Source organism: Vibrio sp. CCUG 15886 (genome assembly GCF_028570825.1).
Classification (GTDB): Bacteria; Pseudomonadota; Gammaproteobacteria; order Enterobacterales; family Vibrionaceae; genus Vibrio; species Vibrio vulnificus_B.
The window spans coordinates 21,418-34,872 of record NZ_JAQQBT010000014.1 but is presented as its reverse complement, the minus strand read 5'-3'; the positions used below and the strand labels follow the sequence as shown (position 1 = coordinate 34,872).

Genomic DNA, 13,455 nt, shown 5'->3' with positions numbered 1-13,455 from the left:
AAAGGCTATACGGCTAAGGTCTTAATCAAATAGGAATCTCTATGAACTGGTTTCGGCGCAACTACTGGTACTACCGATTGAAAGGCTCGCCCTATCAGTCGCTGTTTTGTGCGCCAAACAATAAAGAGTATGTCTCTCTCGACTGTGAAACCACCAGCCTTGACCCCAACCGCGCAGAACTCGTCACCATTGCGGCCACCAAGATCATCGACAATCGCATCATCACCAGTAAACCGTTCGAGGTGCGTTTGCGTGCGCCACAGTCTCTCGATTCTGGTTCAGTGAAAATTCACAAGATCCGCCACCAAGACTTGGTCGATGGGTTGAGCGAGAAAGAAGCACTGCTCAAACTCATTGATTTCATCGGCAATCGCCCCTTGGTGGGCTACCACATCCGCTACGATAAGAAGATCCTCGATTTAGCCTGCTTACGCCACCTCGGTTTTCCCTTGGCCAATCCACTGGTGGAAGTCAGCCAGATCTACCATGACAAGCTGGAAAAGCACCTACCCAACGCCTATTTCGATTTGAGTTTGGACGCCATTTGTCGCCATCTCGACTTGCCCATCCAAGACAAACACGATGCACTGCAAGATGCGATTGCTGCCGCTTTGGTGTTTGTGCGACTCACTCGTGGCGACTTGCCGAGCCTGTCATTGCCCTATGCTTCTTCGTGATCGTGGTCGGAGAAAAAACACCCCATCAGCACTCGCTATATCCTAAAGTCTAATTGTCGAAAGCCTCCAACTGATTGACAGTTAGAGGCATACGGATTCCCCCTTTCGTGATTGATGACTGTTTTAAACGTCATGGAACTCCATCACGAAGACAAAGGCACAAGGAGAGAGACAATGAGTGAAGCCCACATTTATCCGGTTAAAGAGAACATCAAAGCCCATACCCATGCGGATAATGATACCTACCTAGCCATGTACCAGCAGTCAGTCACTGATCCTGAAGGTTTCTGGAGTGAACACGGCAAAATTGTTGACTGGATTAAGCCCTTCACCAAAGTCAAACAAACGTCTTTTGATACTGGCCACGTAGATATTCGCTGGTTTGAAGATGGCACGCTCAACGTCTCAGCAAACTGTATTGACCGCCATCTAGCAGAGCGCGGCGATGATGTCGCCATCATTTGGGAAGGCGACAACCCAGCGGACGACAAAACTCTGACTTACAACGAGCTCTACACCGAAGTGTGTCGTTTCTCGAATGCTCTGAAAGAGCAAGGCGTACGCAAAGGCGACGTGGTGTGTCTCTACATGCCAATGGTCCCTGAAGCGGCGGTTGCGATGTTGGCCTGTACCCGTATTGGTGCGGTGCACACCATCGTCTTTGGTGGTTTTTCACCAGAAGCACTGGCTGGCCGCATCATCGACTCCGATGCCAAAGTCGTCATCACGGCCGACGAAGGCGTTCGTGGTGGTCGCGCGGTGCCACTGAAAAAGAACGTGGACGAAGCACTGACTAACCCTGAAGTGAAAACCATCAGCAAAGTGGTGGTGTTCAAGCGCACTGGCGGCAACATTGATTGGCACGAACATCGTGATGTTTGGTGGCACGAAGCAACAGCAAAAGTCTCTGACGTTTGCCCACCAGAAGAGATGAAAGCCGAAGATCCGCTGTTCATCCTCTACACGTCAGGCTCAACCGGTACACCGAAAGGCGTGCTGCACACCACGGGCGGCTATTTGGTCTACGCGACCATGACCTTTAAGTACGTGTTTGACTACCAACCTGGCGAAACTTTCTGGTGTACGGCCGACGTGGGTTGGATCACTGGCCACACGTATCTGGTTTACGGTCCACTGGCAAACGGCGCGAAAACCATTCTCTTTGAAGGCGTGCCAAACTATCCAAACACCAGCCGCATGAGTGAAGTGGTCGATAAGCACCAAGTCAACATTCTTTACACCGCACCAACGGCCATTCGTGCGCTGATGGCAAAAGGCAACGAAGCGATTGAAGGTACGGATCGTAGCAGCCTACGCATCATGGGCTCTGTGGGTGAACCTATTAACCCAGAGGCGTGGGAGTGGTACTACAAAACCATCGGCAACGAGAAATCACCGATTGTCGATACTTGGTGGCAAACCGAAACTGGCGGCATTTTGATCACACCACTGCCAGGCGCCACCGCGCTGAAACCGGGTTCTGCAACGCGCCCATTCTTTGGTGTTCAGCCTGCACTGGTGGACAACATGGGTAATGTGATCGAAGACCAAGCCGCAGAAGGTAACCTCGTTATCCTCGATTCTTGGCCAGGCCAAATGCGCACGGTTTATGGTGACCATGAGCGCTTCGAACAAACCTACTTCTCAACCTTTAAAGGCATGTACTTTACCGGAGACGGTGCGCGCCGTGATGAAGACGGTTACTACTGGATCACAGGCCGTGTGGATGACGTATTGAACGTTTCAGGCCACCGAATGGGCACAGCGGAAATTGAATCCGCCCTAGTGGCCCACCCGAAAATTGCCGAAGCAGCGATTGTTGGCATTCCACACGACATCAAAGGCCAAGCAATTTACGCCTACGTCACCCTCAATGCGGGCGAGTATCCAACCGCCGAGCTGCACAAAGAAGTGAAAGATTGGGTACGTAAAGAGATTGGCCCAATCGCAACGCCAGACGTACTGCATTGGACAGATGCACTACCGAAAACCCGTTCAGGCAAAATCATGCGCCGCATTTTGCGTAAGATCGCCACGGGAGACACCAGCAACTTGGGGGACACCTCAACACTGGCCGACCCAAGCGTAGTTGATAAACTGATCGCAGAAAAAGCCGAACTGGTTTAATCCGTTTTAAACCAAACACCCTCAAAGCCACTCTACATAAGAGTGGCTTTTTTGTTTGCCGTTATCATTACCCATACTATAAGAAAGGTTAATCTTGTTTTTTGTTAAGCTGGTTACAGAAAATCCACGGCAAACAGGGAGATTAGACCAGTAAATTGCTGCTAATTGTAATGAATTGGCTATAATCTTGGTCGATTTTGAAAAATTTGCGCGTTTTTTACAAAAATCTCGTGCCGATTTCTCGTATTTTTGGGAATATGCTGGTTCCACTCACGTTAAAGGAAGATAGCGTCAACATGTCTGCAAAATCACGAATTCTGGTCCTTAACGGCCCAAATATTAACCTGCTGGGTTTGCGTGAGCCGGGTCATTACGGTCACCAAACTTTGCCGCAAATCGTCGATACGCTGACACAACAGGCGCAAACTGCAGGCATCGAGCTCGAACACCTGCAATCGAATCGTGAGTATGAATTGATTGAAGCCATCCATGCCGCACACGGCAACGTCGACTTCATCATCATCAATCCGGCGGCTTTTACTCACACCAGTGTTGCGCTACGTGATGCGCTACTGGGTGTTGCCATCCCTTTTATTGAAGTGCACCTCTCCAACGTACACGCTCGTGAGCCGTTCCGACATCACTCTTATTTGTCGGACAAAGCGCTCGGCGTGATTTGTGGCTTAGGGGCGCAAGGCTATGAATTCGCTCTGTCGGCAGCCATTGCTCGTCTGCAGGCAAAGTAAACCCAACACTCTGCAACCCTTTAGGGTTGTCTTACTCACAAGATAAAAGAGAAAGAAAAGATGGATATTCGTAAAATCAAAAAGCTTATCGAACTAGTTGAAGAATCTGGCATTGCTGAGCTAGAAATCTCTGAAGGCGAAGAGTCGGTACGCATCAGTCGTCACGGTCAAATGATGGCAGCGCCTGCTCCAATGCACTACGCTGCGGCACCTGTAGCGCAACCTGCGCCAGTTGCAGCAGCACCTGTCGCAACCGCAGAAGCAGCGCCAGCTGCGGCGGCAGTACCAGCAGGCCACCAAGTTCTTTCTCCAATGGTCGGTACTTTCTACCGCTCTCCAAGTCCAGATGCGAAAGCATTCATCGAAGTGGGCCAATCTGTGACTGCAGGTCAAACACTGTGCATCGTGGAAGCGATGAAGATGATGAACCAAATCGAAGCCGACAAATCTGGCGTGGTAACAGCAATCCTTGTTGAAGACGGCCAGCCTGTTGAGTTTGACCAACCACTTGTAGTTATCGAATAAGCGGAGTTCGCTATGCTAGATAAAGTAGTCATCGCGAACCGAGGTGAAATCGCACTTCGTATCCTTCGCGCGTGTAAAGAACTCGGCATCAAAACCGTTGCCGTGCACTCCACCGCCGATCGCGATCTAAAACACGTACTGCTGGCAGATGAAACTGTGTGTATCGGTCCTGCTCGTGGTATCGACAGCTATCTGAACATTCCTCGCATTATTTCAGCAGCAGAAGTGACTGGCGCGGTGGCGATCCACCCAGGTTATGGTTTCTTGTCTGAAAACGCAGACTTTGCTGAACAAGTAGAACGTAGCGGTTTCATCTTTGTGGGTCCAAAAGCGGACACCATCCGCATGATGGGTGACAAAGTATCGGCTATCACTGCAATGAAAAAAGCGGGCGTTCCATGTGTACCTGGTTCTGATGGTCCACTTGATAACGACGAAGTGAAAAACCGAGCACACGCGAAACGTATTGGTTACCCAGTGATCATCAAAGCCTCTGGTGGCGGTGGTGGTCGTGGTATGCGTGTGGTTCGTAAAGAAGCAGACCTCGTTCAAGCAATTGCCATGACGCGTGCAGAAGCAAAAGCAGCATTCAACAACGACATGGTTTACATGGAGAAATTCCTAGAAAACCCACGTCACGTTGAAGTTCAAGTGATTGCAGATGGCCAAGGCGGCGCTATCCACCTAGGTGAGCGTGATTGTTCAATGCAGCGGCGTCACCAAAAGGTTGTTGAAGAAGCACCAGCTCCAGGTATTACTGAAGAGATGCGTAAGTACATCGGCGAACGTTGTACTCGTGCATGTCTAGAGATCGGTTACCGCGGTGCAGGTACATTCGAATTCCTCTACGAAAACGGTGAGTTCTACTTCATTGAAATGAACACCCGTATTCAGGTTGAGCACCCAGTGACTGAAATGGTGACTGGTGTTGACCTGATCAAAGAACAGCTGCGCGTTGCGGCGGGTCAGCCTCTGTCATTCACGCAGAACGACATTAAGATCCGTGGCCATGCGATTGAATGTCGTATCAACGCGGAAGACCCAGAGCGCTTCCTGCCATCTCCAGGTAAGATTGAACGCTTCCACGCACCAGGCGGTATGGGTGTTCGTTGGGAATCGCACATCTACAGCGGCTACACCGTGCCACCGCACTACGACTCAATGATCGGTAAGCTGATCACTTACGGTGAAAACCGTGACGTTGCGATTGCACGTATGAAGAACGCCCTGGGTGAGATGTTCATTGAAGGCATCAAGACCAACATTCCGCTGCAAGTGAGCATCATGAACGATGAAAACTTCCAGCACGGTGGTGCCAACATCCACTACCTAGAGAAAAAACTCGGCCTTCAGCACTAAGCGCAGCGCACTGGTTACCATGCCCACTTCGGTGGGCATTTTTCATTGAGCGGATTTTTTCGTTTGCAGGGAAAGTCTGCTAAACTCTGCGCCAAATTTAAACATTAAGAGTATGCACTCATGCCTTGGATTCAAATCAAACTCAATGCGACCAACGAAAACGCTGAGCTTATCGGCGATATGCTTATGGAAGAGACTGGCGCGCTATCGGTGACTTTCCTAGATGCGCACGATACCCCTGTCTTCGAGCCACTGCCTGGTGAAACGCGTCTTTGGGGTGATACGGATGTCCTGGCACTGTACGACGCAGAGGCGGACACTCAGCTCATCATGTCGCAAATCAAAGCAAGCAACATGCTGGCTGAAGGCTTTGCTTACAAAATTGAGCAGCTAGAAGATAAAGATTGGGAACGTGAGTGGATGGACAACTTCCACCCAATGAAATTTGGTCAGCGTTTGTGGATCTGCCCAAGCTGGCGTGACATTCCTGATCCCACCGCAGTGAACGTGATGCTGGATCCTGGCCTTGCGTTTGGTACAGGTACTCACCCAACCACAGCACTGTGTCTTGAGTGGCTAGAAGGGCTTGATCTTTCGGGTAAAACCGTTATCGATTTTGGTTGTGGCTCTGGCATCTTGGCGATCGCAGCGATCAAACTGGGTGCAGAAAAAGTCATCGGGATCGACATTGATCCTCAAGCACTTCTCGCTTCGAAAGACAACGCCCAACGTAATGGCGTTGCCGATCAGCTGGATGTTTATCTGCCTCAAGATCAACCGGAAGGTCTGCTTGCTGACGTTGTTGTCGCAAACATTTTGGCGGCACCACTGCGTGAGCTTTCTTCGATCATCAAGGGGCTTGTCAAACCAAATGGCCAATTAGCGATGTCGGGCGTGTTGGATACCCAAGCAGAAGATGTGGCCAACTATTACCGTGATGAGCTTCACATTGATCCAATCGTTGAGCAAAGTGAATGGTGTCGCATCTCTGGTCGCAAGCAAGGCTAGACAAGACTTTCAGGGGTAATTGTTTGAAATTCATACAAATTGCAAAAACAATTTGTCAATGCTCAAATATTAGTCTTTTCACGCAGAAAAAAAATGCGTAAAATGCGCGCCCTTGCTGGTATGAAGCTGTGACGACGTTTTGAAGATCGGAAATTATCAACTTAAGAACAAACTAATCGTAGCGCCGATGGCCGGAGTAACGGATAGACCGTTTCGAGAGTTGTGCCTTCGTTATGGTGCGGGAATGGCCGTCAGTGAAATGATGTCCTCTAATCCGCAGCTATGGAAAACGTCGAAGTCGAAGCAACGCATGGTGCATGAAGGCGAATCGGGCATTCGCTCTGTACAAATCGCGGGCAGCGATCCACAGCTGATGGCAGATGCTGCGCAATTCAGTGTTGAAAATGGTGCGCAAATCATCGATATCAACATGGGTTGCCCAGCAAAAAAAGTGAATAAAAAGCTGGCGGGTTCCGCGCTGCTCAAATACCCGGACATTATCGAACAGATTTTGAAAGCGGTGGTTGACGCAGTGGACGTTCCTGTAACGTTGAAAACCCGCACTGGCTGGGATACAGAAAACAAAAACTGTATTCACATCGCTAAATTAGCCGAAGACTGCGGCATACAAGCTCTTGCTCTGCATGGCAGAACCAAAGCCTGTATGTACAAAGGTGAGGCCGAATACGACAGCATTAAAGCCGTTAAACAGGCAGTTTCCATTCCGGTTATCGCAAACGGTGATATCGATAGCCCGGAAAAAGCCAAGTATGTACTGGAGTACACCGGCGCAGACGCTTTAATGATTGGACGCCCTGCCCAGGGTCGTCCTTGGATTTTCCAGGAAATCCATCACTATTTGGAAAACGGCACCACAATGCCTGAACTTCCGATTGAGGAAGTAAAAAGCATTATGCTCGGTCATGTTCAGGCTCTCCATGAGTTTTATGGTGAGTATTTAGGCCCTCGCATCGCGCGTAAGCACGTGGGTTGGTATCTAAAAGAACATGAGCAAGCGAGTGAGTTTCGCCGTACCTTCAACGCTATCGACGCAGCTATGCTGCAACTTGAAGCGCTCGAAGGTTATTTTGATAACGTTGCATCATAATTAAGAGAAGAGCTAGACCGAATATGTTCGAACAAAATCTGACTTCAGAAGCTTTAACAGTAACTACCGTAACATCACAAGATCAGATCACGCAAAAGCCACTACGTGATTCTGTTAAAGCGTCTCTTAAAAACTACTTGGCTCAACTAAACGGTCAAGAAGTCACTGAACTTTATGAATTAGTTCTAGCTGAAGTTGAACAGCCACTACTAGATACCATCATGCAGTACACTCGCGGTAACCAAACTCGCGCAGCAACCATGATGGGCATCAACCGCGGTACTCTTCGTAAGAAACTGAAAAAATACGGCATGAACTAATCCCTGATTAGTTTGATCGCTTTCAAACCGCCCGCTGGAGTTTCCCGCGGGCGGTTTTCTTTTATCGATTCTTATGCCCTCTTTTCTACGCAGTAGCACATTTCTCCTGTAACGCTACCCAACCTTTGCTTTAAAACCGTCATCACTTTCAAATCTCGCCTTTCGTCGCATATACGAAGCTGTTATCAATTTGTTACATTGAAAAAACAATAACAATCAACAAATGTTTCCCAACCCTTCAAGGAGTGATTGGTATGGTCGGTTCCAGCTTGCGCGTCATTAACATCAAACAGCGACTTTATGTACTCACCTTCGTGATTACATCACTATTGCTGCTTCCATTTATCGCTCTGCTTTACGCCTATCAAAGTGATTTGATGGAAGCCAAGCAGGTCAAAACACGCCATTTGGTCGAAGCGGCCGTGAGTTTGCAGCAGCACTATTATCAGCAAGAACAAGCCGGGCGCTTGTCTCGCGAAGAGGCGCAAACGCAAGCCAAGGCGGCCATTAGCCAGCTGCGCTATGAAAAAGAAGATTACTTTTGGATTAACGATGATCAGCCCAATATGATCATGCACCCGATGAAACCGCAACTGAACGGCAAGAGTTTAAGCGCAGTGAAAGATCCGACTGGCAAGGCGCTGTTTGTTGAAATGATTTCGGTGGCAAAAACATCCGGGGCTGGCTTTGTCCATTACATGTGGCCAAAGCCGGGTTCAGACGTCGATGTGGAAAAAGTCTCTTATGTGCAAATGTTTCAGCCGTGGGGCTGGATTACCGGCAGTGGCGTTTATATCGATGATGTCGAAGCGCTGGTGTGGCAGCGTATTCGCGCCTCCCTTCTCCAGTTGAGCCTTACAGGCGCTGTCATGCTGTTACTGGCTGGATGGATAGGCAACAGCATTACCCAGCCATGTCGAGCGACGCAGCGCGCTTTAGAGGATATTGCACAAGGTGATGGCGACCTGACCAAGCAACTGCCTGCCGACGGCCAAGATGAGTTAGCGCAAATCGCTCGTGCGTTTAACCAATTCACCAGCAAGATCCGCCTCATCGTACAAGGCATTGCCCCTGTCACACGTGATGTCACCGGCTCTGCCTCTGAGCTGACCCAAGTGGCAAGAAATGCACTCGAAAAAGCCACCGCCCAGCAGCACTCGGTCGATTCCGTTGCCAGTGCCATGAAGCAACTGCACGACAGCAATATGCAAGTGGCCGATTCGGCTCAAGAGGCAGCCAGTGCAGCGCAGACTGCCGCAGAGAAAGGCAAAGAAGGCAGTGCCATCATTGAAAAAGCCTCTGGCTACATGCATGCCTTGTCACACACCGTGACCCAAACAGAGCTCAATGTGCAAGAGCTAGCCAAAGAAACCCAAAAAGTAGGCTCAGTGTTGGAAGTTATCCGGGGTGTGGCCGAGCAAACCAATTTACTTGCGCTCAACGCTGCAATAGAAGCCGCCCGAGCGGGTGAGCAAGGCCGTGGCTTTGCGGTGGTCGCTGATGAAGTACGCACATTGGCTACGCGCACCAGCAGCAGTACCGATGAAATTCAACACATCATCGCGCAGTTACAACAACGCGCCAACGATGTCTGTTTATCGATGGAGCAAACACAGCGTCAATCCACCGAAACCCAACAACAAGCCAGCTTGGCACAGCAAGCCCTAAGTGATATCGATGCGCAAATTGCTGTGATTCTGCAGCTCAATCAGCACATTGCTCGTGCCAGCGGAGAGCAAACATCGGCCACTGAGCTCATTAACCACAATCTGCTGCACATTGTCGATCACAGTGAACAGACGGCAGCACAAGCCAATCAAGTCGCTGCGGCGAGCGAGCAGTTGATGGCTAGCGGTCACCAATTGCAAGTCAACTTTGCCGCGTTCAAGGTGTAACGCCAATAGAATGAGCAAACTTACGATCGGCTTAGGTCATTAATGGTCTAAGCCGTCTGTTATTCTAAAGCAGCAAGAATGGAACAGTGGCTGGCATTATCTTCCACATGTCCACAGCACGCGTCGTTAATTTTTTTCAGTGCCCGACGAATTTTGTTTAATTCGGCAATTTTCTCATCGATGAGTGCCAACTTAGCAGAAGTGATCGCTTTCACCTCGGCGCAACTGTGTTCTGTTGCTTCGAGTTTGATCTCCAGCAGCTCTTTGATCTCTTCCAAACTTAAACCGAGTTCTTTGGCTTTTAGAATGAACCCCACCTGCTTCTGGTTTTCATAATTGTAAAGACGGTAGCCGGATTCACTGCGACCAGCTGGCTTGATCAGGGCATTTTTTTCATAAAAGCGCAGCGTATCCGCACTCACACCACAACGTTTCGCCAATTCACCTATCTGAAACATAACTTTCCTTATTAACTATCTCGTTACTTTTTCTCTTAAAGTTCGAGTTTTTTGCAATTATTTTTGAGATGCCAAACGATTGCGCGAGCTTTTATGTAATAAATTGGTTAGAATACGCGCCATCAAATGAGGGAGACTGTCTTCTTACCAGAAAAGCGAGACAAAGGTCTTTTCCAAAACTGGCCAATATTTTACCCCAAGAGGTAAAAACAAGTTCATTTTTGGCAAATATCTTTAGTTTAACTCCGTGAATTTGAGGAAATTGGAAGCATGAACAACGCTCGTCCTATTCGCCGTGCGCTTATCAGCGTATCAGACAAAACCGGTATTGTTGAGTTTGCGCAAGCTCTTGCTGAGCGCGGTGTCGATATCTTATCGACTGGCGGTACTGCTCGTTTACTTGCAGAGCAAGGCATCGCAGTCACTGAAGTCTCTGACTACACTGGTTTCCCAGAAATGATGGACGGTCGCGTTAAAACGCTTCACCCGAAAGTTCACGGTGGTGTGCTCGGTCGTCGTGGCCAAGACGATGAGGTCATGGCAAAACACGGCATTAACCCGATCGACATGGTGGTGGTTAACCTCTACCCATTCGCAGAAACTGTCGCTAAAGAAGGCTGCACACTGGCTGACGCGGTTGAAAACATCGACATCGGTGGCCCAACCATGGTTCGCTCTGCGGCGAAAAACCATAAAGACGTGACTATCGTTGTCAACGCGTCAGACTACCATCGCGTCATCACAGAAATGGACGCCAACGACACGTCGCTTACTCTAGAAACGCGTTTCGACCTCGCTATCGCAGCCTTTGAACACACCGCTGCTTACGACGGCATGATCGCGAACTACTTCGGCACTATGGTTCCTTCATACGGAGAGAACAAAGAAGGTGATGAAGAGAGCAAATTCCCGCGCACTTTCAACCAGCAGTTCATCAAAAAACAAGACATGCGCTACGGTGAGAACAGCCACCAAGCAGCCGCTTTCTATGTTGAAGCCAACCCACAAGAAGCATCGGTTGCTACCGCTCGCCAAATCCAAGGCAAAGCCCTTTCTTACAACAACATCGCAGACACGGACGCAGCGCTTGAGTGTGTGAAAGAGTTTAATGAGCCAGCTTGTGTCATTGTTAAGCACGCTAACCCATGTGGCGTAGCGCTAGGTAAAGACATCCTAGAGGCGTACAACCGCGCTTACCAAACCGATCCGACATCCGCATTTGGCGGCATCATCGCCTTCAACCAAGAGCTAGACGCAGAAACGGCCACCGCTATTGTTGAGCGCCAATTTGTTGAAGTCATCATTGCCCCTTCGGTATCGGCTGAAGCGATGGAAGTGGTGGCAGCGAAGAAAAACATTCGTCTGCTTGAGTGTGGCGAGTGGACAACGAAGACGACCGGTTTTGATGTGAAACGCGTAAACGGCGGTCTACTGGTTCAAGACCGCGACCAAGGCATGGTTAGCCTCGATGACCTTAAAGTCGTCTCTAAGCGCCAGCCAACCGAAGAAGAGCTCAAAGATGCGCTATTCTGCTGGAAAGTCGCCAAGTACGTAAAATCGAACGCGATTGTTTACTCTAAAGGCGACATGACCATTGGTGTGGGCGCTGGCCAAATGAGCCGCGTCTACTCAGCGAAGATTGCCGGAATTAAAGCGGCAGACGAAGGTCTGCAAGTTGAAGGTTGTGTCATGGCATCTGATGCCTTCTTCCCATTCCGTGACGGTATTGATGCAGCAGCAGAAGCTGGCATTAAATGTGTGATTCAGCCTGGTGGTTCGATGCGTGATGACGAAGTGATTGCCGCCGCAGATGAACACGGTATGGCGATGATCTTTACCGGCATGCGCCACTTCCGCCACTAGTTTTTATCAGAGGTGCCTTATCAGGCACCTCTTTTTGCAAGATTTGAGGATGATGAGATGAATGTATTGATAATTGGTTCCGGCGGTCGTGAACACGCACTAGGTTGGAAAGCCGCGCAAAACCCAAATGTAGAGACAATCTTCGTCGCGCCGGGTAACGCTGGTACTGCACTTGAGCCTAAGCTAGAAAACGTCAACATCGCCGTTGAAGACATTGCCGGTTTAGTGGCGTTTGCTAAAGAGAAAGCCATTGAACTGACCATCGTCGGTCCTGAAGTGCCACTCGTACTGGGTGTCGTTGATGCGTTTTATGAAGCAGGCCTGCCAATTTTTGGCCCTACCCAAGCGGCTGCGCAACTTGAAGGCTCTAAAGCATTTACCAAAGACTTCCTTGCTCGTCACCAAATCCCGACGGCGGCGTACGCAAACTTTACGGACATCGAGCCAGCACTGGCCTATGTACGTGAACAAGGCGCGCCAATCGTGGTGAAAGCAGATGGCCTTGCGGCAGGTAAAGGCGTGATTGTCGCGATGACGCTGGAAGAAGCGGAAGAAGCAATCAAAGACATGCTCGCAGGCAACGCCTTTGGCGAGGCAGGCAGCCGCGTGGTGATCGAAGAGTTCCTTGATGGCGAAGAAGCGAGCTTCATCGTGATGGTGGATGGCGAAAACGTACTGCCAATGGCCACCAGCCAAGACCACAAACGTGTCGGCGATAAAGACACCGGTCCAAACACCGGCGGCATGGGCGCTTACTCACCCGCACCAGTGGTGACACCAGAGATCCATAACCGTGTTATGCAAGAGGTGATCTTCCCTACCGTGCGTGGCATGGCAGCCGAAGGTAACCCATACACGGGCTTCCTCTATGCCGGTTTGATGATTGACAAAGATGGCACACCAAAAGTGATCGAGTACAACTGCCGCTTTGGTGACCCAGAAACGCAACCTATCATGATGCGCATGGAATCGGATCTTGTGGAATTGTGCCTCGCGGCCATCGACAAGAAACTGGACCAAGTCGAGTCCAAGTGGGACCCTCGCGCATCGATTGGTATTGTGCTTGCAGCGGGTGGCTACCCAGCAGCGTACAACAAGGGCGACGTGATCTCTGGCCTACCTCAAGTTGAAATTGAAGGCGAAAAAGTCTTCCACGCTGGCACTGAAAATAAAGAGGGCGATATCGTAACAAACGGTGGTCGTGTTCTTTGTGCCACCGCACTTGGCAACAGCGTATCAGAAGCGCAGCAACGCGCGTACGAGCTGGCAAAACAGATCCGTTGGGAAGGCATGTTCCACCGCAACGATATTGGCTACCGTGCTATCGCTCGCGAGCAACAAAAATAACAACAACATCAGTTGGCAAAGA

Annotated in this window: 12 protein-coding genes; 11 read left to right on the top strand and 1 reads right to left on the bottom strand. The window is 49.8% G+C overall.

The features are described from left to right. The first annotated feature begins 41 nt into the window (after positions 1-41). The 9 genes from PQQ36_RS18050 (at position 42) to PQQ36_RS18010 (ending at position 9,765) form a co-directional block, all read left to right on the top strand. Positions 42-677: a 3'-5' exonuclease gene (locus tag PQQ36_RS18050; protein ID WP_011079224.1), complete on the top strand. Its 636-nt coding sequence runs from the start codon at positions 42-44 to the stop codon at positions 675-677. Between the two features lie 174 nt (positions 678-851). Continuing rightward, positions 852-2,804, top strand: a complete 1,953-nt coding sequence (acs, locus tag PQQ36_RS18045) for an acetate--CoA ligase (RefSeq protein WP_273662145.1) — start codon at positions 852-854, stop codon at positions 2,802-2,804. A 296-nt stretch (positions 2,805-3,100) separates the two neighbouring features. Beyond that, positions 3,101-3,550, top strand: a complete 450-nt coding sequence (aroQ, locus tag PQQ36_RS18040; RefSeq protein WP_011079222.1) for a type II 3-dehydroquinate dehydratase — start codon at positions 3,101-3,103, stop codon at positions 3,548-3,550. 60 nt (positions 3,551-3,610) lie between these two features. Further along, entirely contained in the window at positions 3,611-4,075 is a 465-nt protein-coding gene (gene accB, locus PQQ36_RS18035; RefSeq protein ID WP_011079221.1) for an acetyl-CoA carboxylase biotin carboxyl carrier protein, read from the top strand. Between the two features lie 12 nt (positions 4,076-4,087). Further along, a complete protein-coding gene (accC, locus tag PQQ36_RS18030) occupies positions 4,088-5,434 on the top strand; it encodes an acetyl-CoA carboxylase biotin carboxylase subunit (RefSeq protein WP_011079220.1) in 1,347 nt (448 codons plus the stop codon). 120 nt (positions 5,435-5,554) lie between these two features. Continuing rightward, complete coding sequence (gene prmA / locus PQQ36_RS18025; protein WP_011151370.1) at positions 5,555-6,442, top strand: 50S ribosomal protein L11 methyltransferase; 888 nt, start codon at positions 5,555-5,557, stop codon at positions 6,440-6,442. 139 nt (positions 6,443-6,581) lie between these two features. Beyond that, entirely contained in the window at positions 6,582-7,550 is a 969-nt protein-coding gene (gene dusB, locus PQQ36_RS18020) for a tRNA dihydrouridine synthase DusB (protein WP_011079218.1), read from the top strand. 23 nt (positions 7,551-7,573) lie between these two features. Beyond that, positions 7,574-7,870, top strand: a complete 297-nt coding sequence (gene fis, locus PQQ36_RS18015) for a DNA-binding transcriptional regulator Fis (RefSeq protein ID WP_000462885.1) — start codon at positions 7,574-7,576, stop codon at positions 7,868-7,870. Positions 7,871-8,124: 254 nt separating this feature from the next. Then, positions 8,125-9,765 (top strand): methyl-accepting chemotaxis protein, encoded by a 1,641-nt coding sequence (locus PQQ36_RS18010; RefSeq protein ID WP_273661948.1) that lies wholly within the window; start codon positions 8,125-8,127, stop codon positions 9,763-9,765. A gap of 59 nt (positions 9,766-9,824) precedes the next feature. Here the strand turns inward: PQQ36_RS18010 and zntR are convergent, their stop codons facing one another. Then, positions 9,825-10,223 carry a Zn(2+)-responsive transcriptional regulator gene (gene zntR, locus PQQ36_RS18005; protein ID WP_011079216.1) on the bottom strand — a complete coding sequence of 133 codons (399 nt, stop codon included), beginning with the start codon at positions 10,221-10,223 and terminating at the stop codon, positions 9,825-9,827. 270 nt (positions 10,224-10,493) lie between these two features. On the opposite strand from zntR, the gene purH reads away from it, so the two are divergent. After that, positions 10,494-12,086, top strand: a complete 1,593-nt coding sequence (purH, locus tag PQQ36_RS18000) for a bifunctional phosphoribosylaminoimidazolecarboxamide formyltransferase/IMP cyclohydrolase (RefSeq protein ID WP_273661946.1) — start codon at positions 10,494-10,496, stop codon at positions 12,084-12,086. 57 nt (positions 12,087-12,143) lie between these two features. Then, positions 12,144-13,433 (top strand): phosphoribosylamine--glycine ligase, encoded by a 1,290-nt coding sequence (gene purD / locus PQQ36_RS17995; protein ID WP_011079214.1) that lies wholly within the window; start codon positions 12,144-12,146, stop codon positions 13,431-13,433. Positions 13,434-13,455 lie beyond the last annotated feature (22 nt).

What these genes read in the sequence shown, in the direction of transcription:
- PQQ36_RS18050 (WP_011079224.1), top strand. Translation starts at nt 42, where the DNA reads ATGAACTGGTTTCGGCGCAACTACTGGTACTACCGATTGAAAGGCTCG.
- acs (WP_273662145.1), top strand. Translation starts at nt 852, where the DNA reads ATGAGTGAAGCCCACATTTATCCGGTTAAAGAGAACATCAAAGCCCAT.
- aroQ (WP_011079222.1), top strand. Translation starts at nt 3,101, where the DNA reads ATGTCTGCAAAATCACGAATTCTGGTCCTTAACGGCCCAAATATTAAC.
- accB (WP_011079221.1), top strand. Translation starts at nt 3,611, where the DNA reads ATGGATATTCGTAAAATCAAAAAGCTTATCGAACTAGTTGAAGAATCT.
- accC (WP_011079220.1), top strand. Translation starts at nt 4,088, where the DNA reads ATGCTAGATAAAGTAGTCATCGCGAACCGAGGTGAAATCGCACTTCGT.
- prmA (WP_011151370.1), top strand. Translation starts at nt 5,555, where the DNA reads ATGCCTTGGATTCAAATCAAACTCAATGCGACCAACGAAAACGCTGAG.
- fis (WP_000462885.1), top strand. Translation starts at nt 7,574, where the DNA reads ATGTTCGAACAAAATCTGACTTCAGAAGCTTTAACAGTAACTACCGTA.
- PQQ36_RS18010 (WP_273661948.1), top strand. Translation starts at nt 8,125, where the DNA reads ATGGTCGGTTCCAGCTTGCGCGTCATTAACATCAAACAGCGACTTTAT.
- zntR (WP_011079216.1), bottom strand. Translation starts at nt 10,223, where the DNA reads ATGTTTCAGATAGGTGAATTGGCGAAACGTTGTGGTGTGAGTGCGGAT.
- purH (WP_273661946.1), top strand. Translation starts at nt 10,494, where the DNA reads ATGAACAACGCTCGTCCTATTCGCCGTGCGCTTATCAGCGTATCAGAC.
- purD (WP_011079214.1), top strand. Translation starts at nt 12,144, where the DNA reads ATGAATGTATTGATAATTGGTTCCGGCGGTCGTGAACACGCACTAGGT.